This window comes from Paenibacillus sp. XP01 (assembly GCF_057364885.1).
In genome coordinates this window covers 1,145,357-1,167,042 of sequence record NZ_CP139481.1, presented here as the reverse complement: position 1 = coordinate 1,167,042, position 21,686 = coordinate 1,145,357, and the positions used below count along the sequence as shown (strand labels likewise).

Below are 21,686 nucleotides of genomic sequence, written 5' to 3'. Positions count from 1 at the left end.
TTATTGGGTTACGAGTTCCGGATATCCGGTCAATCGGGTGATCGATACTTGAACGTCTTTGCCGATTCGCAACTGCTGCGTCGCTTCCTTCGTTTGAAACGTCCGCAGACTGCCAAGGCCGGCCAGATCGACCGTTACCTCGGCGTAGTGCCCCAGAATCATGATGTGTTTGATCTTGCCGGCCAACATTCCCTGTCCCTGCAATCCGTCGTGGATGCCCACGTCTTCCGGTCGAACCGCTACCGTTACCTTTCCGCGCAAATGTTTGTCATTCGGAAAAACGGCTTCCCCGACACGGATGTTCTGCTCATCCGCCACCCCCTCCAAAAAGTTCATTTTGCCGATAAAGCTGGCGACATACAGCGATGCAGGTTCATCGTAAATTTCCTGCGGCTTCGCGATCTGCTCGATATTCCCTTTGTTCATGACGATGATGCGGTCGGACAAGGACAAGGCCTCTTCCTGGTCATGGGTAACGAACACCATCGTAAGTCCGGTCTGCATTTGGATTTCGCGCAGCTCCTCCCGCATCTCGTGCCGCAGCTTGGCATCCAGCGCCGAGAATGGCTCGTCCAGGAGCAAAACCGCCGGCTTGAGCAGCAGTGATCGGGCCAGCGCGACCCGCTGCTGCTGACCGCCTGACAATTGCGACGGATATTTCTTTTCGTAGCCGGGCAGGCGAACGAGCTGGAGCGCATCCGATACGGCAGCGCGAATGTCGGCTTTGGGCATTTTGCGAATTTTCAGCCCAAACGCCAGGTTGTCGTACACCGTCATGTGGGACCACAGATTGTAGCTCTGAAATACCATCGATGTGGGCCGCTTCTCCGGCGGAAGCTTGATGACGCTCTGTCCTTCGATGAGAATGTCGCCCGAGTCCGGCTCCAGAAAGCCGCCGATGCTGCGCAGCACGGTCGTTTTGCCGCAGCCCGAGGGACCGAGGAGCGTGACCAGTTCCCCTTTTGCCACTTCCAGATTGATTCCGCTGACGCCGTCGCCGGTTTTGTAGCGTTTGGTCAATTCCTGTACCTTCAACTGCATGATGCTGTTGCCCCTTTCTGTCATGAAGCTCTCCGCCCCGTCACTTCACCTGGAATCCGCTGGCCAGCACGTCCGCGCTAACCAGCCGCTGCGCGGCAATCAGAAGAATGATCGTTGGCAGCGTCAAAATGATGGAGAACACCGCTCCCGCGCTGCTCGGGAAATCGGAAATGATCGAATACATCACGATCGGCATCGTTTTGAAATCGGGAATGCCGACCAGGAACGTGCCCTGGGCTTCATCCAACGAATGCAGGAACGTGAACACCGATGCAACGAGAATTCCCGGCATGGCCATCGGCAGCGTGATGCTGCGGAACACCCTGAACGGCGTCGCTCCCACGTCCCTCGCCGATTCTTCCTGGGCGGCATGTACGTTGCGGAATGCAGCCGTCGGAATCCAGGTCATGAACATCAGCACGTTGATCATGTGGATCAGCACAACGCCCAGCAGCGTATTCATCAACCCCACCTTGTAGAAGAGCACCGCGATCGATACGTACAGTCCCATTTTCGGAAACGCGTTGGTCAGCAGAAACGAAAACAGGAACATTCGCTTCAGCGGAAACTGTATCCGGGCAAACGCATAGGCTGCCGGAATGCACAGCAAGATGGATAACGCCGTAACCAGCGTCGCGATCAGGAACGACAAGGAAATGGACGAGACGATATCGTCCTTGGCAAGCACGAAGTTCCACCATTTAAAGCCCCATACCTGCGGAAGAACGTCCGGATAGTTCCATTTCTCGCTGAACGCCAGCACGAGCAAATTCAGCAGCGGTCCGGCAAAAAACACGGCAAAGATCGTCAGGAGCACAAATTCCACAATCCGCCTGAGGCCGACCGCTTTCCAATACCACAGCATGATTTCCCCTCCATCCACTTCAAGTAGACTGCCTGATCACGACTTCGCTGTCATATTCGACCAGCGGGGGCACGTCCTTCTCCCCGCCGATCAACCGGTCGAGAATGTCGACCGCATCCCGGCCGATGCCTGCCGCATTCACGCTCACCGTCGTCAATGCCGGCGAATACATCGCGCCAAGCTCAATGTTGTCATACCCCATCACGGCGACTTCGTCCGGAATCCGTACCCCGTGCTCCAGCAGCACCTTCATCGCACCCAATGCCAGCATGTCGTTCGTCGTGAACAAGGCCGTGTATCCGCCTGCGCGAAATGCGTCGTAATGCTGGTTCATCAGCCGGGCGCCATAATCGAAATGGGATTCGGGAGATTCGGCGATGAAAATATCCTCCTCCCCGGATACGCCCAGCTGCAGCAATCGCTTGTGGAAACCGGATAACCGCAGCGAGTGGCTTCGGTGCGCGCCCGGGCCCGACAGGATGAAGAACCTGCGATGGCCGAGCCCATGCATATATTCCGCCGCGCGTTCCCCGCCTTCTTCGTCGTTGCTGACCAGATGAATGACCTCCGGATCGTCCGTCGATCCGTTGACCATCAGATACGGGATGTTGAATTTCTTCACGTAATCGATGACGTTTTTACGTAATCGGCTGACCAGAATCAGCCCATCTACCCGCTGCTCCAGCATGTAGTCGGTCGAACGAAGCGACATTTCCTTGTCGGTTTTGAGGAAAACGGAGTAGCCTCTCGCTTCGGATGCCATGAGAATGGCATCGATGATTTTGCCATACAGCGGATGGGACACGATCGGCAGCGTCTCGCGAAACACGATGACGCCGATGTTGTTCGTGCGTTTCGTCACCATCGCCCTGGCGACGGCGTTTGGTTTATAACGCAGCTTCTCTGCCGCGTTCAGCACGCGTTCGCGCACCTCGGGGCTGGCGTAGCCTTTGCCGGAGATGACGCGCGAAGCCGTGGACTTCGATACGCCGGCCAGCTGCGCCAGCTCCTTTAAACTGTGATTCAGCTTGGTATTCAATCGCGTTTCTCCTTCGCTTCATTCCATTGCGCCTTGACGGCCATCAGCCCGGCCACGTTCCGCGTCGTGATCGACGCCACGCCCATCCCGGCGAGCCTGGCCATGTCGCTTGCGTCGGTCACGGTCCATGCGTAGACCTTCAGCTGTTCGCGCTCGGCCGTTTCCATTAGTTCCGGGCGGATCAATACATAGGGCATGTTCAGCCCAAAGCAATTCGCCGACCTTGCTTCATGGCATGCTTGCTTGACGGCCTCCGCGTAATCAAGCGTTCGGAAGCTGTCCACGTTTACGTTCAGCAGCTTGGGGACGTTGTTTCCGTAACGGTTGGCCTCCATGGCCACTTCATACTCGCAGCCGCTCAGGAAAGCTTGGTCCGTCATTTGCAGCCGGGTTAACATATGGAAGACAGGCTCCAGGCTGGCCGGCGTTTTAATGTCCAGATTCATCGTTTTGCCCGCGGCTCCGATCTGCCGCAGCATCGGCTCCAAAAGGGGAATCGGCTGCAGCAAGCCGGCGTTCAGTTCGTCCAGCGTCAAGCTGGATATGCTGCCATGGTTGCCGTCTGCCAGCACCACTTCGTTGTCATGGGCGAGCACGAGCACGCCGTCCCGCGTCACACGTATGTCGTCTTCGTAGATGTCCGCCCCCAGCGCGAGCGCCGCGTGCAGCGATTCGTTTGAATGCTCCGGCAAGCCCATACATCCCGTGTGTGCGGTTACCCATGGAAATGGCTTCATCTGCATGCACTCCTATTCAAAATAAATGGCATTCGTAAATGCGATCAGCATATAAGCACCCTGCACGCTGCCCCATAATTCGGCCCTGATCCACCTGCGGCCAGTGGCATCAGGAATGTTCAATTCGCATGGCTCCAATCGCGCATGGCTTTCGGGTGCATACACCTCACGAGTAACTTCCGTGCCCAGATTGGACTGCAGCACCAGCTTGCAGGTTCGTCCCGGCAGCGTCCATCGACCCGGCCTGACCGAGAAATCGATCGACACCGATGCGATGGCGAAATCGCCACCGTGTGCATCCGGTGGATGTGCCGGAATGATCGCTCCAAGATCATAAGCGGCACCTCCGGTTTTGATGCCTAACTCCAGCAGCGGACCGACCGTTACGGAGACATGTCCGCGGCGCAGGGCCTGGACGAGTTGTTCCTCGTCAGGATCGGCATCGTCCGGAATACCCAAATACGTCACGGACAGCGGATCCGTCGTGTCGGCCTGCGTATGCCAGTCGCGGCCGGAAGTAGCGGATATGCGATAGCCCTCGTTCAGCTTGTCATTCCATAAAGCGAATGCCCGTTGATTGTTGTGTTGGATCGGGGCAAAGGTCCCGGACCAAACCTCGATGTAATCGACGGCAGACCAGTCTTTGATCTCATACTCCCAATAACAGCCGGTGCAGGCCGGACTTCCGATTCGAAAAGGATGGGCAAGTCCTGCAACGCCGCCCTGTTCGTGGACGGCTGCAATGCCATCCAAAATGCCGTCCTTGTCTACGGTCCGCCAATCCACGTACGTATCCAGCCCAAGCGTGACCATATGTCCGTGGAACGTTGTCCACTCCATGCCCGGAATAATGAGCAACCCATGTTCCTTAGCGATGTCTTTGCGATCGGCCAGGCCGGACATCGTATTGTGGTCCGTCAAGGCAATCGCGTCGAAGCCAAGCTTGCTTGCTCCCGCGGCCAGTTCGGACAGCGTCTGACTTCCGTCACTGTGCAGCGTATGGGTATGCAGCTCACAGGCGAGCCATTTCATGCCTGCACCTCCGTTTCATCCGTCCAGACTTTCAGGCGATAATCGCACGCAGCCGTCACGATGCAGTGGATGCTAAGCGTCACTGTCCAGCGCCCTTGCCTGATCAACCCACGGACAAGCCCTGGGGATGCGTGAAGCTCAGATAGGTGCAGTTCTTGCACAGGATCATGCCTATGGCATGCTCCACGATATTGATGCTCGTCATCCAGCGAGACGGTAATCAGATTGTTTAACGGCAAATAGGTGTCGGCCCGTGCCGCTGCCCGTTCCTGTTGATCCGGCAATACGTATTTGGCAAAACTGGCCTCCAGCAAAGCGAGTGCTCGCTCACGATCCTCCAGCACCTTCGGCGAATACGCGAATCGGATGTTCAAGCGCTCGGCATTCGCCGTCAATTGAAAAGGAATTCGAAGATGCGTCCCGGATTGTTCAGGAGTCACGCGTCCTTGGATGTCCATCAGGTTCATGGGGATGATCCTCCCTTGCCGTGATGTGGGATCGTTCCCACAGTGGGAACGATCCCACATGCCACTTATGTTACGGAGGAAGGATTAGCCCGATATCATCACGATGTTAAGCTTTTGTAAAAGGGAGAACAGAAAATTGGGGGCCTGAGAACGCTTCGAACTTGTTCTAACCCGCCGCGTGATTATCAGGTGGCATTGCATAAGAAGGAGAAGATGCGCATTGACTTTTCATGTTCGGGATTGCAAATACAAATTAGTCGATTATATAATTAGATTATTATCTAATTATGAATTCATGAATGCTGTTATATTTGTAAAGGAGGTTATTTCATGGTTACCCATACTTTCTATCTGGTCAGGCATGGGCTCAAAGAGCAGGCGATCGGTGACGTTCCCCTTACTGCTGAAGGCATACGGCAGGCCCAAGCCGTCGCACGCATATTGTCTCCAATGCCCACTGACCTCATCGTAACCAGTCCGCTCCGGCGGGCGCGGCAAACGGCCGACTGCATTGCTGCACGGATCCAAGCACCGTTGATGGAGGACGTACGCCTGAGAGAGCGGGCAAACTGGGGGGATCTGCCCGGCCAGACGCTGGAGCAATTCGTCGAGATGTGGGACCGCTGCACGCGCGATCCCGATTATGCGCCACCGGTGGGCGACTCCTCCCGGCAGGCCGGGATGCGGTTCTCCGAATGCCTGAACGAGCTTGGTGCCGTATCGGCTGCATCATCCGATGATGATCGCAATATTGTTATTGTTACGCATGGTGGCTTGATCACTGATTTGCTGGTTCACTTGTTCCGCGAAGAAGAGCTGAACGTATGGCACGATGCGTTTATCGCCAAGCAGAGCCAGCTTGTGCCGGAGTGCTCCATCACGCGGTTGATTCATGACAACGGACGGTATTGCCTGTCCGACTTTGCTTCCGTTTCACATCTGTCATGAATCCTTCTGCGAATGAAATTCACTGGCTGCACGTTCGTCCAAGCGGCGAACCGCGATGGGCGAAATTTCACGAGCAATGTCAGGCATGAATTCTGCGGCTCTTGCGATGCAGCGCGTATTCAGTTTTTCGTTATTGTTAACCCTTGGGGCACAGCATTGTGAGCCTGTTTCTTGGAAAAACGAAAATAAGGCCCTGACGGGACCCGAAATGCCTGCCGCAAGCAGTTCGTGGTCCGTCAAAGCCTTTGTCTTTCCTTGCCTTATTGGAGATTCGTTTACCGGTTACCTTACTTACTTGTCGCCTTTACCTTTGTCTGGCGTATGGAACTTTGGCAGCGGTATCTTCGACCAGTCGATGTCCGAAGCCATGTAGAACGACGGATACGAAGGCTGGTTATAGCCGCTGTTCTGGCCGGCGATGCCCACACGGTACATCGCGTCATGCATCAGCGTGTACAGCTTGCGATCCGTTAGCTCGGTGCTCAGGTAGATGCGGATCGCGGAGCTGTCTGCCGTGCGAACGAGCAACTCCTCGCGCCAATCGCCGAAAATGTCCGCCACGAGCGACGGCGTTCCTTTCGTATGGTTGTTCGTCAGCGTGCCCGTGGCGGTGAGCAGCGTGCCGCGCGTCCAATCCTTGATCGTCGGCGTCACGTCGATCGCGCCGTCCACGATCTGGGTCGTCATGTTGCCTGCCCAACGGATGCTCATGTTGGTACCTGGAGCCGTATCGCTGATCTTCTGACCATCGGCTGTCCACAGGCCTACGGCCCACGTTTCGAGGCCCCTGCGCGTCGGGTCAACGTCGCCGACCATGCCGCGTCCGGTATCTTTGCCGGTATACCCGCCATAGATCACTTCGCCGGTCTTGGCGTCTCTTAGCGAATAACCGTACGGAGCCCAAGGGCCGCCTTCATGCACCATGAAAATTTCGAGCCCCGGACGATCCGGATCGATGTCCGCCACATGAATCGCGTCGCCGTGTCCCAAGCGGGCCACCGTCCCCGGCGCAGCGCTCTCCGGCGGCATGACGTCGGTGGAACTGTACAAGACGCTGCCGTCATGGTCAATCGTGGCCGAGCCGTACACGATTTCCTGCTTGCCGTCCCCGTCCACGTCGGCCACGCTGAAATAGTGGGCTCCCTGCGTTGTGATCGAACCGTATTGCGGATCTGTGCCGTCTACGCCATGCGGCCCGTCGTTGAACGGATTTTTCATCGGCGTCCAGCCGCTGTCCACCTTCCATTCCTTCTTCAGCTTCTTGCCATCCCAGTTGTAGGCGACCATTGTGGAGCGAGTATAGTATCCGCGCGCGAAAATAGCGGAAGGCTTCTTGCCGTCCAGATACGCCACCCCTGCCAGGAACCGGTCTACCCGGTTGCCGGGTTCGATGCGCGCCATCGCGTAATCGCCCCACATCAGGCCATCGTCATGCCTTTCCGGTTCATAAGGTACGGTTTGCAGCTCTTTGCCGGATTCGCCTTCAAAGACGGTCACGTATTCCGGCCCGTTCAGGATGAAACCTTCAAACGTGCGCAGATCGTTCCGTGCGCTCCGTTCCGGCGCGTACACGTCCATAAAGTAGTCGGCCAAGCTCTCCGCATCCTGCTGGGAGAGAGGATACGTATACTTTTTCTCGATGCCGAAGGCTTCCTCCAGCGTGGCAGGCCAGTTCCCCTTGACGACTTCCTCGTGCTTGTGCCAGTTCCGGAACATCTGCACTACATGATCGTAATATCCTTTTGCGCTCAGACGGTAATCATCCTCGTTCGAATAGCCCGCTTTGCGGTCCTCCTTCGGCAGGGTGATGTATTTCTCGGAAGTGACTTTGCCTTTCTTGTTGTATTTGATGATTTTGGTGCCAGGAGCGGTTTTGAACATCAATTCAGCCTTGCCGTCCCCGTCGAAATCATAAACGAGCATCTGCGTATAATGAGCACCCGAACGGATGTTGACCCCGAGATCGATCCGGTACAACAGCTGCCCGTCCAGCGTGTAACAATCGACGTAAGTGTTGCCTGTATATCCTTTTTGCGAAACGTCCTTGGCATTGGATGGATCCCATTTGACGAAAAACTCGTATTGGCCGTCGCCATTCACATCTCCGACGCTCATGTCATTGGCGGAATACGTATAGGCTTCTCCGGCAGGAGTCACACCATCGGCAGGTTTCTGCAATGGCAGATCGATATACCCGTTGGCCCAAGGTTTGACGGCATCGCTTTTTTTGCTTTCCTTGCCTTTGGAGTTCACGGCGGCGACCTGGTACTTGGAGGACGTTTTGCCTGCCGGATCGACATAATTGGTGCTGTCCGTTACGGTCGCGATCTTCTTGCCGTCGCGGTAAACGTTAAAGTCCGTTCCCGTCAACCGCTTGTCGCTGTATCCCGTTGCTTCGTCCGCCAGCAGCCTCCAGCTGAGAAACACACCCTCGGATGTCGATGCGGCGACCAGCCCCCGATCCAGGTATTCGAGCTGAATGCTTTTCACCTGACCGCCTCCTTTGTTGGATTGCATTTCAACATCAGCCGAACCGCTAACGGATGGCTCTGTCGCCCCGGCGATTCCTGAAGTGCCTGCCAGAAGCAAAGCTGCGCTAAGCGCGGAGGAAAGCACTTTTGCCGCCAAAGGCATGCGTGTCTTTCCACGTTTTGAGTACAATGGCGATACCTTGTTCTGAAACCTTGACATGTGTCTTTCCGAATTCATCCACCTTCACTCTCCCTTAGACCGAATCGGTGATGCTGCAGCAGCTTCATGATCAAGCTTTGGAACGTTTGGCCGCTCTATTGAAGAATCAGCCAGATTTCATTCATCTTTGGATGGATACGCTTACATTTTGCTTGAAATAAAAAAATGCCTTTCTTTGCATCGCGGCATACGATCTGCCGCAGGCCATCGATCCGATCCCCCTTTCATCCTTCGGCCCCCGCTGCCAAGCCTGATCCCTGGCAACCTGCCGAAATGGTTAGAGCAGCCCCTCTTGATCTGCCCATCGGCTATTATTATAGAGCCCGTTCCTGTCTCAATATAGTTAATTTTCAGTGCAAAATAGGCACTATTCAGTGTTTAAAATTTGAAATAAAGGAAAAACCGCCATCCTCCTTGCCAGAGGATCGCGGTTTTGTCCTTGTTATCCAAGCTCTTTCAAAACGCTGAGCACTGCCTCGGCAGTAGCCTCAAGGCTCAATGCCCCATACCAGGCTTCCGTCTTTATAAAGAGTTACCTTGCTCCAATCTTGATAAGAAGCTTTGGTCGGATCGTAGGAATAATCGTCAGTTTCGTCAAAATTGCTCCAGTCTGTTTTGTACATCCGCAGCTGGATATCCCCCGATTGTCCGCCAGCCGGAATGCTGCCTGCCCCTGCCGTGAAGCTGAGCTCCACATACCCATCCGCAAACGTGCGCTGGATGTTGCTGCCTCCGATCTGGGCATAATCGATGGCTGAATCCATCGCGGCGCTGCCTTCTTTCGTAAAGTAATAGCGAAGCTTCAAGTCGCTCAGGTTTACGGCCGTATTTCCCGTATTTTTGATATTGAAATAGGGTTTGATCTGATTATCGGCCGCATTGGTATCTCCTGCATGGTATTGCACCACCAGATCACCTGTGGGAACGACCACGCTCTGCGGCGTTGCCGTCGCGGCGACGGAAGGGCTGCTCTCGCCTGCCGCATTCACCGCGCTCACCACGTAATGGTACGTCGTACCATTGGTCAGGCCCGTATCCGTGTACGATGCTGCAGTCACGTTTGCGGCCACCGTTGCGTATGGTCCCGATGCATTCGTCGCGCGTTTTACATGATAACTCGTTGCTCCGGAAGACGCGCTCCAGCTTAAAGTCACTTGACCGTTGCCGGCCGTCGCCGTCAGTGATGCAGGTGCCGAAGGCGCCGTTTCGCCGTTGCCCGGCGTAGATCCGCCGCCATTGCTCGCCGGGATCACCGGAAACGCGTTCTGCACGAGCATAACGAATTGGTCATGGAACCAGTGCCCGGAAATCGGTGCATTCGGCAGCGCGCCGGTCAGAACGCCATCCCGGGTGACGAACGTGGGATCGCACATCCGGTCGAAGCCCTTGCCTTCATTGTTCGGAATGGCGGAGCTGGAGCCGTCCGACTCGCCCGGAGGCTTGACCCATACATAGGCGTCCAGATGAGCGGCCCCCGGTGCTGCCTGCGGCGGCTGCCCGATGCCTGCTCCGCTGTTGTTGCACCAGTTGCCCCGATGGTCGCGGCGATCGACGCGTCCGGAGTCGACGTAGGTGTTGATATTGCTGCCCGATGCGGTGGAAGGCCGATTCGGCCCGCCCCAGCCATTGCGGCTCGTATCGATGAGGAAGCCGATGCTGCTTGGCCATCCTGCCTGCACAAACCCGTTATAGAGGGCGGCGGTAAAATCGGTTTCGTCGAAATACGGATTCCATTCGTAGAAATCGGATGAACGGATCGGCTGGCCGCCAATGTTCAGATCCGGGTTCGGCAGGTTCGGCTCATGCAGCGGCGTCGTATTGGCCGTGTTGGTAATGAAGCCGTCCACGCTGTTCAAGCCGGACGTCGTTCCTTGCACAACATCGGTATAGAGCGCAATGGCTCCTGTACGGTTGTTGTCCCAGCCGAGCCATCCGGAATGACCGATGTCCAGATAGTTGTATACGTTCGGAATGGCATGAAGTTTATTGATCGCGTACTGCACGCCCTCTTCATAGATGCCGGTGGAACTCGCTTGCGCGCAGGCTGGCGTGCTCAGGTTGGTGACCAGGTTCGGCAAGCTGTCCGGCTCAATAACCGCGACGATGCGGATATCCTGGTATTTCGGGTCTGCAAAAATATCGGCGAGCACATCAATGTACTCCGTTTTATACGTTTGAAGCGCAGCCTGCGTCAAAGGCAGCTCGCCGTTGGAGGCCAGCGCGTGGCAATCCCGGCCAGGCAGGTTATAGATGACAAACGTGGCCGTAATCGGCACGCCGGGCTGCTTCTGCGCGAGGACGGCGTCCAGATGCTGCTCCACGCTTTTGCGGCCCGCATTGTCGGCCCCCCCATAGATTGCCGCGATGCGATCGACCCAGACGGCGGTCGGATACGATTTTACCGTTTCCATCTTGGCCTTGAGCGCCGTGTCGGACGTCTGTGCAATCGACGTGTCCACCAGGGTTGAATAATCCTGATTGACGTATGCGGTGGCACCTACGAACGGATTGTCCACATGCGCCTCCGCTGCCCGGATCGGGTCCGCAGTCATGCCCGGGAAGATGCCCGCAGCCAGCAAAGCTCCTGCAAGCACTTGTTTGACGCTCTTGCGGAACAGCTTTTTCCTTCCCGCCGGGCTTCCCGGTATCGTTTTCCTCTTTGCCATTATAATTCCACCTTTCTCCTTTTGGATTGGATATTACCTCATGACTGATCCTCTGGGTCGGCAAGATGAACATGCCCGGTAGAGAACGCCCTGATGTATGGATGGGTATTGGCAGGCACACCTCCGTAAACAATTTGATAATGCATGCTTCTGAACCATGCGATGGATCGAACGATTCCATGGCAAGTTGGACAGGCCGGAAAGTTCGTCTACGTATACAGGAGCTCTCGATGGATAAATGAAATGTTGAAGGTCAAGCACTGAAAGGAGATTAGCGATGCTTTGTTGCGTCGAAGTCTGTAAGTAAAACCGAACCGATGCAAAGAAATGGGCAAATGTGGATGCTGCTCTGAGGGTGATTGCGGGTATTCGTGATGAGGTGGTTGACCGGCTGCGAGTAAGCGCTTACTAAATTGAAGTTAATGGAAGCACATGATCTGGCGTTTCGCTCGTTTGAACCTTACACGACATGTTCACCTCCTTTTGAATCGATTATACCCTATGAAAATATTACTGTAAATTGAATTAATTAAAATATTTTATATTTTTTAGAAGAGAATCAACGGCAACAAACAAGCCGGGCAAAAACGGTTCTCTTTGCCCGGCTTGTCCTTATTTTTCGGCAGATGCCATGCTCGACACCTACTAGATTCATTGCTGTTAAGGTAAAACCACGATATCCCCCGGCTTCAATCCGCTAATCACTTCGGTCTGGTCCCCCGACTCCATGCCGGTTTTCACGGTTCGCGGCTCGGTCTGCCCGTTTCCTTTGTCGAGCAGCACGTAAGGTTCGGCTTGATCGCGCATGATGGCGAGGCTTGAAACGACGGTGGCTTTGTCCTTGCGCGCCGTTTCAATCTCTCCCTCAAGACTGACTCCGCCATACATCCGGGCATCCGGCTTCAGGTCAATGACGATATCGAACTGGGAAGCCTGCTTGAGGTCGGCGTCGGAGCCTTTGCGGGCGAATTTGGATACCTTGCTCACCTTGCCCGTGAACTCCGGCTCTTTATTGGCCGTCATGCGAACTTTTACCGGCATGCCGGGTTTGAGCGTAAACAGTTCCTCTTCGCCGATGACCGCCATGAATTGCAGCTTGGACGTGTTCGTGATGCTGCCTACGGACTGGCCTTCGCTGACCATGCGGGTCTTCGTGTCGGAATCGTTCAACTGGAAGATGCCCGATGCCGGAGCGTACACGGTCGCCCTGCCGATGACCTCTTGCTTCTTCTGTATGTCCTGTTCTTTCAAGGCGATTGCTTTCTGGTTCAGCTCATTGGTCATGCGTTTACTCTCCCGGTCGGCAAAAGCCTTTTTGCGTTCTTCCTCGGTTACGCCGAGCGATGCGCTTATGTCGGCTTGATCCATGGTCACCTGATTGATTTCGATTTCCAGCTTCGCCTTCTCCAGATCGCTTTGCAGCTGCTGGACCTCCGTTTGAAGCGTCGAAGTATCCAGCGTAAACAGCACGTCCCCTTTCTTCACCTGCTGCCCGTTCTTCACGTTCCATTGTTTGATGCTTGCGGCGTATGGCGCAAAGACGTCCGTCTGGTCCGTGTAGACCGACTTTCCTTTTACCTGTATCGTCTGGGTCATCGTTTGCCGGGTCACTTCGAACGTAATCGGCGGCGGAACCTCGATGGGAGCCTCCGGCTGCGGTTTGTATTTCTCATATAGCCAGTAACCCGCCCCTGCCATAATCGCCACGGTTACGATGACGTTGATCCATTTTTTCATTGCTGCATGTTCCCTTTCGCTGATAAAGTGATTGGCCGGACCTTGTGCCTGATCCGCTCTTGAGCTTGAACTTGAGCCCGAGCTTGGTCACCCTGACTTGATCACGCTGAGCGCATTGGTTCGTGACGCGCTGATGGCCGGGTAGATGCCCGAAACGATGCCTACCAGGACGGCAAACAAAATGCCCTGCGGCAAGGCCGACTGCTGAATGATCACCGTCATCGGCCCGTTCTGCTGGTCGGCCATCTGGCTTGCCAGCAGGCCGTTCACGCCGCCAAGCGCGGCAAACGCGATGCCTACGCCGGCCAAGCCGCCCATCAGTCCAAGCATGGCTGCCTCGGCAATGAACATCTGGCGTACCTGCCACAGATTGGCGCCCAGCACCTTCATTACGCCGATCTGTTTGCGGCGTTGGTGGGTCGACATAATCATCGCCACGATGATCGACAAAGACGCCAGCACCATGATGAAGCCGCCGATGCCGATGGCTGCCTTCTGGTACATCGCGAGTTGGCCTGCCAAAGCCTCTTCCTGGAACAGGTTGCTTTCCGTATTCAGCATCAGCTTCTGGATCTGTTGTTCCACTTGGGCAACATAACGTTTGTCCTCGACTTTGACCAAGGCGGAATTCAGGCGGGCGACGGCCTTTCCGTCCGCCCGCTGCATGCCGAGCTCATCCTGCAGCGCACGCGCCGTATCGAGCGGCATATATATTTTTTTATCGTTCCGGGCGCTTTCGCCGCTCATGTTCGTTGGCTGAGCCAGCTCCCCGGTCACCCGCACGGAGCCGCTTGTTTTGCTTTTGTCGGGATTCGCCATATCCTCGTACCTGAATTGCACCCGTTCCTGCACGAGCTTGTCCTGCTTGGACGCCATCTCCATGTATTGCTGGAGCAGGTCGTTGTTATATGGATCGTTGTTCAACTGCTCGAACAATTTTTGCGTCACTTTGGGGTCGACGAGTCCGAATGTTGCCCCGTAACTTGCAACGGCTGTTCGTCCGCCACCCGCCGCTCCGCTTCCCTGCGCATACTTGTATCCGAATCCGCCCAGCGTCCCGAGCTCCGTGCCGATCGCCTCCACATAAGAGCTTCGTCCGTCGGGCAGCACCATCTCCACCATGTCCAGCTTCAGCATCGGAGCTACGGCGATGACGTGCGGGAGCCGCTGGATAATTCCGATTTTCTCCGGCGTCAACGCGCCCCGTTCAAACGTCGAGGTCTGGCGGCTCGCGCCGCCGGTGCGAATGCCTTCATTCGGCGTGACCGTGATTTCGTCCATCTTGTAATTCGCATTTAGCGTCTGCTCGCTATACGCCTGAATGGATTGCCCTACGCTGAGCGCAATGATCATTGCGGCCGAGCCGATGGACAAGCCGATCATGCAGAGCAGGGTCACCACTTTCCTGCGAACGATTTGCCCCCATGCCATGCGGGTTACATCCCAAATTCTCACGTTACTTCTCCTTTACTCCGGCTTGCTGCACGGTTTCGCGAACGAGACGTCCCTGCTGAAGCGTCAGCACGACCTGCATCTGTTCAGCGACTTCCGCCTCATGGGTCACGATGACGAACGTGGTCTGCATTTCCCGATTCAACCGCTGCAAAATGGCAATGATCTCTTCCTCCGTCTCCGTATCCAAATTCCCTGTCGGCTCATCGGCAAAAATAACCGACGGCTCGGTAATGAGCGAACGCGCGATGCTGACGCGCTGCTGCTGCCCGCCGGATAGCTGGGAGGGGAACAGAGCAGCCTTGGGGGCGAGCCCCACCTGTTCCAGCAGGCTTAACGCTTTGGTTTTGCGCTTGGATGGGCTTACACCCATAAACACAAGCGGAAGCTCCACATTTTCGCGTACCGTCAGGTTGGACAGCAGTTCATACGACTGGAAAATAAAACCGATATGGCTGCGCCGGAACTCGGCCAGCCGGTTCTCGCCCAGCCGCACGATATCCTGATCGGCGATCCAGATCTTGCCTTGGTCCGGCTTCATCAGCCCGGCCATCAAGTTAAGCAGGGTTGATTTGCCGGAGCCCGAGCTGCCGAGAAGCGCAACCATCGTTCCTTTTTCCACCGTGAGGTTGATATCCTGAAGCACCGGCACACTTTCCTTGGCGTTGCGAAATGCGTGCGATACCTGTTCTACCCGTAACATTGCTGCCAATCGTTCATCTTCCTTTCCTTTCCTTTCCTTTCCTTTCCTTTCCTTTCCTTACCTCGCCTTACCTCAACTTCTCTCCTCGCCGGGACCGGCAACCGGAAAAACTCTGGCGAACTCCGATAGTTCGCAGACGTGCGGATGGGTTTCCCATCGTTATGTACACCTTGATTATAGTGGCGAGTTGTATCCGTCCTGACGGCGGATGTATCCAATTTGTAACATATGGGGATGACTCGTACATGGGAGGGGCGTTGAGGTAGGAGGGTCTATGTTGCCATTACACAACTTTAGTAGCCTTCTGCAATCTTGGAGGGAGAATCTTTTATTGGCCCGCTCTCTTACAAGTTTGGCAATAATGCCTGAAAGCTATGGTTTTAAGGCAGGATGCGATTCGGTGAGGGTAGGCCCTCTTGCAAAGGAGACGCTTTTTCCTTAGGCGAACCCAGATATGTGTAGGTGATCCTTGTTGGCGTTCTTTGGTGGTGTTCTTTGATGGTACTCTTTGTCGGTACTCTTTGTCGGTACTCTTTATTTGTGCGTCTTGCTGGTATTCCTGGTTCGTACTGTTTGTCGCATCGGGTGCTTCTAGGGTGCTTCTAGGGTGCTTCTCGGGTGCTCCTTAGATACTTCTTGGGTGCTCTCCCCCAATGTGCCACACTCTTGAACTCTAACGAACTTCTGGCGTCTTATTTAGGGTAAATCAGGCCAAAAAAGGCTCATTTAGGCGTAATAACGTGTGTCAGGTTCGTAAGAAAACGAAAAGGACGGAAATCGACCAAATAAGACGTCTCAGGTTCGTTACGCCATAATCGGCATGGTGGTTTTCAAGCTGCGTCTTCATCCACAGCGTTTTGTCTACAGCGTCTTCAACAGCATCTTGCCAGCAACATCTTGCCTACAGCATCTTGTCTGCAGCGTCTTACGTCTTGCCAACAACGTTTTGCCACAACGTTTTGCCACAGCCGTTTTGCCCTTCCGTTAGACTTGTCATCACCTCTTCCTATACCCATAAAAAAAGGTCGACCCGCGCCACTTTCATGACGTACAGGTCAACCTTCAACTTCTTAACGTTATGTATCAAAAAAAGAACCGCGACTGCCGTTTCGTTTCAGTGAATCGGGTTGCTTTTTCCCGCTTGACGCCACATACAGAGCCTATGTCCTGCATCACGCCCGACGTTTGCCGATAGGCACGACAAGCGGTGTACCCGTCACCGGATCCTCGATGACTTTGCAAGGTAAATCGAATACCTCCTCGACCAGCGCCTCGGTCACGATGTCCCGCGGATCTCCCTGCGCCACAATGGCGCCGTTTTTCATGGCGATGAGATGTGTGGCGTACCTGGCCGCATGATTCAAATCATGCAGCACCGCTACCAGCGTATGCCCGTCCGCGTTCAGCTCCGTGAACAGTTCCATCAGCTCGATCTGATGCGCGATGTCCAGAAACGTCGTCGGTTCGTCCAGCAGCAGCAATGGCGTTTGCTGCGCCAAGGCCATCGCGACCCATACCCGCTGGCGCTGGCCGCCGGAGAGCTCGTCCACCAGCCGCCCAGCCAGGCTGCTCGTGCCCGTAGCTTCCATGGCCCCTGCAACAATCTGTTCATCTGCCTCCGTCCACTGCCTGAATATGCTCTGGTGCGGATATCGGCCACGAGCAACCAGATCGGCTACCGCAATGCCGTCAGGAGCGATGGCCGTCTGGGGCAGCAGCCCCAATCGGCGGGCGACCTCTTTCGCTTTATACGTCGCGAGCTCCTTCCCGTCCAGCATCACATGCCCGCGCTCCGGCTTCAGCAGGCCGGACAGCGCCCGCAGCAGCGTGGACTTTCCACAGGCATTCGGACCGATGATGACCGTAAACGAATTTTGCGGGATCGTTACCGACAGGTCTTCGATAATGGCACGTTTGTCATAGTGAATGCTCAAATGTTCGGCCCACAGTGGCGAGGCAGCAGACGCACCGTGTCCCGTTTTTATATGTTCGGAAATTGTCATGATTACCGGATTCGTTCCTTTCCTCCCCTGTCCTATCTGCCTGAACCGGACCCATTTTTTCTCGCCTGCATGAACAGCAGCCACACCAGATACAATCCGCCCAGGGACAACGTTACAACGCCGACCGGAAACACCGTTCCGCGTATCAGCCGCTGCGCCGCAAAATCGGCGCCCAGCATCATCAATGCACCCATGGCTGCGGCAGGCATCAAGCTGCGCGATGCTCCCGCAAGCCTTTTGGCCATCTGCGGCGCGGCCAGCGCAACGAAGGACACGGGACCGATCACCGCCGTCGGCACGGCCGTCAAGGCCACAGCCGTGGCAATGAGCAGAAAACGGCTTTTTTCCACCGCAACGCCATGCGCTTTGGCCGTATCGTCCCCCAGCTCCATTTCTCGCAAAGGCCTTGTCTGTAACATCGCACCCAATAGAAGCGCAACCGCCACAACCGATGCAGGCAGCACTTGTTCCCAACTAACGCCGTTCAATGAACCGACGCCCCACGCCGCGGCCGCAAACGCCGCATCCGGGTCGCTGCGAAGAAGCAGCATGGAGTTGAAGCTGCCCAGCATGGCGGATATGCCGATCCCGACAATGATCAGGCGAAATCCCTTGGAGCCCCCGCGAAAAGCCAATGCATACACGATCACGGCCGTGCCGATTCCGCCCAGAATCGCTCCTGAAGCTACAGCCGCAAAGGATACGGTTCCCGTGCCCAGCAGCACCAGCAGCGCCCCCGTATAAGAACCGGAGCTGAACCCGATGATGTCTGGCGATCCGAGCGGATTTTTGGTCAGCGACTGGAAAATCGCCCCGCTGGCGCCGAGCGCCGCGCCGAACACCATGGCGGCAACGGCTCTGGGCAGCCTCCACTCCACCACAACGGTCCGCACCATGCCCTCGGCATGACCCGTGATGGCTTTCAACACGTCTGCCACGCTTACTGGCATCGTGCCCACCATCAGCGAAAGAACGCCGAGCGCGATGACGATGCCGAGCATCGCCAGGGTAGCCAGCAGCGCCTTGACCCCCAGCCTGATCTTGATCGGCCAAGTCACTGCCCACTCGCGGCGACCGGCTTGAACAGGTCGCAATCGTCTCATCCCCTTTATCATGCCAACCCGTTTATAGACAATGTCATGAAGATAAGTCGAACTTAATGGCATTGGTCTGGTCTACAGGCCGCTTGCTTTTTTTCTTCGAATCAACAGAATCAGGATCGGCGCGCCGATAAATGCCGTAATGATGCCTACCGGAATTTCGGCAGGCGGCATAACGACCCGGCCAAGGACATCCGACACAAGCAGCAAAAGCGGTGCCGCCACCAGCGAATAGAGGAAAATCCACCGTTGGTCCGGGCCGACGAACCAGCGCACGCAGTGCGGCACCATCAGTCCGAGGAACCCGACCGGTCCGGCGACGGCGGTGGCTCCGCCAGCCAGAAGGGTGACCGCGATCAGGCAGATGATCCGGGTCCGCTGAATGTGCACGCCCATCGACGCGGCCCGTTCATCTCCAAGAGCCACGGCATTAAGCGCCGGCGATACGGCGAGCGCAAGCAGCACGCCAACGATCATAAACGGCAACACGGGCCAAAGATCGCTCAGGCTTCTTCTCGCCAGAGAACCGACGCTCCATTGCAGCATCTGGGAAAACGCCTCGCTGTTCAGCATGCGAAACACGGTCGTGATCCCGCTTAACGCCGCCCCGATCGCCACGCCTGCCAGCGTAATCTGCACCGGCGTTGGCGAGACTCTCCCTGCGCCGCCGCTGATCACATACACAGCCATCGTAGCCAGCAGCGCTCCCGCAAAGGCAAACCACATGTATCCCGTCATACTCGTCACCGAGAACAGGCCTATTCCAGCCGCAACGGCGAACGCTGCCCCGGCGTTGACGCCCAATATGCCCGGATCGGCGAGCGGATTCCGCGTAAAAGCTTGAATAAGCGCACCGGACAAGCCCAGCGCGCTCCCCACCGCCAAGGCGAGCACCGTGCGCGGCACCCGTGCCTCCAGTATGGCTGTATGATCGTAACTTCCGTCAGGAGCGGTCAACGCTGCCCATACGGTAACAGCAGAAAGCGGCTTGGCGCCAACCATGAGGCTGATCACCACGCCGCCCGCGAGCAGGATCAGCAGGGCGAGCAGCCCTGCCGTCCTTGTCACTGCCGCTTTCGTGTTTTGCGCGTGTCTGGCTTCCTCCGGCCTGCCTTTTTTCATGGAACGACTGGATGATGCCATCAATGGATTACTCCTTCCCGTTCAACGCATCTGCGAGCTGCGGAACAAGATGTTCCACGGTCCAGAGCAAGGCAGGAATGCTTCCCGTCGAGAATGCGCGCGATGTTTCGCGATCCAGCACCAATCCCCGGCCATCCGCTACGGAAGGAATCTTCTGAAACAGCGGTTGCTCGGTGACCGCATTTGGCTCCACACCGATCGGTACAATGACCGTCAGGTCCGCATCCAGCATCTCGAGGCGTTCATCTGCCACTTTGATCGCAAAGTTGGTGCTTTCCGTCTCTTCGATCTCCTGTTTCGTCACGAAGCCGAGACGTTTCATGAAGTCGATGCGAGTGCTGCCCGTAACATACGCCCCGAACCCGCTGGATTGATAGGACCCGACCACTGCCGTTTTGCCGGCAAATTCGGGATGATCGCTCGCCGCTTTCGCAAATGCGTCATTGACATGGGCCAGCAGCGCTTCGCCTTCATCCACCTTGTTGAGCGCCTTGGCAATCATGCGCAGCTGGTCTTCGGAGGATGTTTTGTAACGGTCCCCTCCTTCCGGAATGCCGAGGGTAGGCGCGATCTCGGACAAACGTTTGTAGCGCTCCTCATCCCCGGACGATTTCACGTCAAGGATCAAATCCGGCTCCAGGCTCGCGATCAGCTCATAGTCCGGCTCCAACGTTCCAATGATCGTTGGTGCTGTATGGTAACTGCCCTCCAGCCAAGGCCCTACGCCGTCGCCACCGAAGGCCACCCAGTCGCTGGCACCGATCGGTTCCACGCCAAGGCTGAGAGCCGTTTCCGCATCTCCCCACCCCAGTGCTACGATACGCTTCGGCTCGGCCGTAATATCCACCTTGCCAAATTTGGTTTCAATGGAAGCTTGATAAGGCTGGGATGCCGCCGTGTCCCCTGATGCGGATTGCGTTGTTGCCGTTTGCTGGGTGACGGACCCGCTTTGGTTGTCTGCCGCATTCCCGGCCGCTCCGCCCGAACCACTATTTCCCGTCGAGCAAGCGCTGAGCGCTACTGTAAAACAAAGCAGCATCGTTGCTGCCCACTTTTTGTTGCGGAACATGGATGAAGCCCCCTCTTTAGCATCTAAATAAGAATGATAATCCTTATCAATACTGTACTGCGCCAAAAAAGGATCTCCCATGTCATATCGTGCCATCCCGGATGGCAAATATGGACAAGTGGGGCTATATCTATGTTCGGTTCGATAGCGCAGAGGGGATACGCCAACGTGTTTTTTGAACATTTTGCTGAAATAATAACTGTCAGGCTGGCCGATGCTTTCGGCGATTTCCTGAAGCGTCGCATCCGTGCCGACCAGCAGCTCCTTCGATCTCGCAATCCGCAGATGAATGATGTATTCGATCGGGCTTTTTCCGGTCTCGTTCTTGAAAATCCGGGAGAAGTGGCGCGTGCTGCAATACAGCTTCGCAGCCAGCTCCTCCAGCGTGATGTGACGGGTATAATTGGCATGCATGTACTGGATGGCCCGGGATACCAGATCGTCGTGAACAAGCAGCGCACCGCTGGTATTGGCCTGCTGCAGAACCTCGTACACGAACTGGTACATGAGCGATTTGACGCGAATCCGCTGAAGCTTGTCCCGGGACTGGTTTTCCCAGGCAGCCATCATTTCCTGCACCTGATGCAGCAATACGGACGAGGATACCGGCGCTACGCTGTAGCTTTGATAATAAGCCCCTTGCCGATCCTTGCCTGGCAGCAACCGCTGCTTCAGCAGTTCCGGCAAGGTTGCCCCGTAAAAGATCAGGTAATATTCGAAGCAGGTTTCCACCCGGTCTATCACCAAAATACTCCCTTTGGTACCGTGCAATATAAGGAAGCGTTCGACTTGCCGGCGCACATCGCCGAGATGGATCGTCGCTTCTCCCTTCACTGCATACAAAAAGCAATTGGCCGGCAGCCGGTACGGCGCGCCCGTTTCCCCCTGATCCCGCACAATGTAGCGGATATCCAAAACATGGATATGCGAATGGCTCCAAACGAGCAATGGCTGGCTCGCCTGCATTGCACGTTTCACCTCCTCTATGTTGAT

The 21,686-nt window shown here is 55.9% G+C and carries 17 protein-coding genes; 1 reads left to right on the top strand and 16 read right to left on the bottom strand.

The annotated features are described in order from the left end of the window. The 6 genes from SNR34_RS05295 to SNR34_RS05270 are packed head-to-tail and all read right to left on the bottom strand — an operon-like array spanning nt 1 to nt 5,181. On the bottom strand, nt 1–1,041 hold the full coding sequence (locus tag SNR34_RS05295) for an ABC transporter ATP-binding protein (RefSeq protein WP_343261580.1): 1,041 nt from the start codon (nt 1,039–1,041) through the stop codon (nt 1–3). 40 nt (nt 1,042–1,081) lie between these two features. Beyond that, on the bottom strand, nt 1,082–1,906 hold the full coding sequence (locus tag SNR34_RS05290) for an ABC transporter permease (protein WP_486181343.1): 825 nt from the start codon (nt 1,904–1,906) through the stop codon (nt 1,082–1,084). Nucleotides 1,907–1,925: 19 nt separating this feature from the next. Next, nucleotides 1,926–2,945 (bottom strand): LacI family DNA-binding transcriptional regulator, encoded by a 1,020-nt coding sequence (locus tag SNR34_RS05285; protein WP_486181342.1) that lies wholly within the window; start codon nt 2,943–2,945, stop codon nt 1,926–1,928. Further along, complete coding sequence (locus SNR34_RS05280) at nt 2,942–3,682, bottom strand: glycerophosphodiester phosphodiesterase (RefSeq protein ID WP_486181341.1); 741 nt, start codon at nt 3,680–3,682, stop codon at nt 2,942–2,944. The genes SNR34_RS05285 and SNR34_RS05280 overlap by 4 nt, the downstream gene beginning before the upstream one ends. Before the next feature lie 12 nt (nt 3,683–3,694). Next, on the bottom strand, nt 3,695–4,714 hold the full coding sequence (locus tag SNR34_RS05275) for a CehA/McbA family metallohydrolase (RefSeq protein WP_343261492.1): 1,020 nt from the start codon (nt 4,712–4,714) through the stop codon (nt 3,695–3,697). Beyond that, nucleotides 4,711–5,181, bottom strand: coding sequence for a hypothetical protein (locus tag SNR34_RS05270; protein ID WP_486181340.1), 471 nt, complete (start codon nt 5,179–5,181; stop codon nt 4,711–4,713). The genes SNR34_RS05275 and SNR34_RS05270 overlap by 4 nt, the downstream gene beginning before the upstream one ends. 330 nt (nt 5,182–5,511) lie before the next feature. Between SNR34_RS05270 and SNR34_RS05265 the strand changes: the two genes are divergently transcribed. Further along, on the top strand, nt 5,512–6,129 hold the full coding sequence (locus SNR34_RS05265) for a histidine phosphatase family protein (protein WP_486181339.1): 618 nt from the start codon (nt 5,512–5,514) through the stop codon (nt 6,127–6,129). Here the strand turns inward: SNR34_RS05265 and SNR34_RS05260 are convergent. The 10 genes from SNR34_RS05260 to SNR34_RS05215 form a co-directional block, all read right to left on the bottom strand. Further along, nucleotides 6,124–6,369 carry a hypothetical protein gene (locus tag SNR34_RS05260; RefSeq protein ID WP_486181338.1) on the bottom strand — a complete coding sequence of 82 codons (246 nt, stop codon included), beginning with the start codon at nt 6,367–6,369 and terminating at the stop codon, nt 6,124–6,126. The genes SNR34_RS05265 and SNR34_RS05260 overlap by 6 nt on opposite strands. Before the next feature lie 51 nt (nt 6,370–6,420). Then, entirely contained in the window at nt 6,421–8,763 is a 2,343-nt protein-coding gene (locus SNR34_RS05255) for a rhamnogalacturonan lyase (RefSeq protein WP_486182400.1), read from the bottom strand. A gap of 545 nt (nt 8,764–9,308) precedes the next feature. Then, nucleotides 9,309–11,486: a glycoside hydrolase family 6 protein gene (locus tag SNR34_RS05250; RefSeq protein WP_486181337.1), complete on the bottom strand. Its 2,178-nt coding sequence runs from the start codon at nt 11,484–11,486 to the stop codon at nt 9,309–9,311. 660 nt (nt 11,487–12,146) lie between these two features. Then, a complete protein-coding gene (locus tag SNR34_RS05245; RefSeq protein WP_486181336.1) occupies nt 12,147–13,223 on the bottom strand; it encodes an efflux RND transporter periplasmic adaptor subunit in 1,077 nt (358 codons plus the stop codon). 87 nt (nt 13,224–13,310) lie between these two features. Beyond that, nucleotides 13,311–14,678, bottom strand: a complete 1,368-nt coding sequence (locus SNR34_RS05240; RefSeq protein ID WP_486181335.1) for an ABC transporter permease — start codon at nt 14,676–14,678, stop codon at nt 13,311–13,313. Nucleotide 14,679: 1 nt separating this feature from the next. After that, a complete protein-coding gene (locus tag SNR34_RS05235) occupies nt 14,680–15,378 on the bottom strand; it encodes an ABC transporter ATP-binding protein (RefSeq protein ID WP_486182399.1) in 699 nt (232 codons plus the stop codon). A gap of 1,172 nt (nt 15,379–16,550) precedes the next feature. Continuing rightward, a complete protein-coding gene (locus tag SNR34_RS05230; RefSeq protein ID WP_486181334.1) occupies nt 16,551–17,381 on the bottom strand; it encodes an ABC transporter ATP-binding protein in 831 nt (276 codons plus the stop codon). 32 nt (nt 17,382–17,413) lie between these two features. After that, entirely contained in the window at nt 17,414–18,475 is a 1,062-nt protein-coding gene (locus SNR34_RS05225) for a FecCD family ABC transporter permease (RefSeq protein ID WP_486181333.1), read from the bottom strand. 81 nt (nt 18,476–18,556) lie between these two features. Continuing rightward, a complete protein-coding gene (locus SNR34_RS05220) occupies nt 18,557–19,624 on the bottom strand; it encodes a FecCD family ABC transporter permease (RefSeq protein ID WP_486181332.1) in 1,068 nt (355 codons plus the stop codon). Between the two features lie 7 nt (nt 19,625–19,631). Continuing rightward, nucleotides 19,632–21,659, bottom strand: coding sequence for an ABC transporter substrate-binding protein (locus tag SNR34_RS05215; protein WP_486181331.1), 2,028 nt, complete (start codon nt 21,657–21,659; stop codon nt 19,632–19,634). Nucleotides 21,660–21,686: the final 27 nt, after the last annotated feature.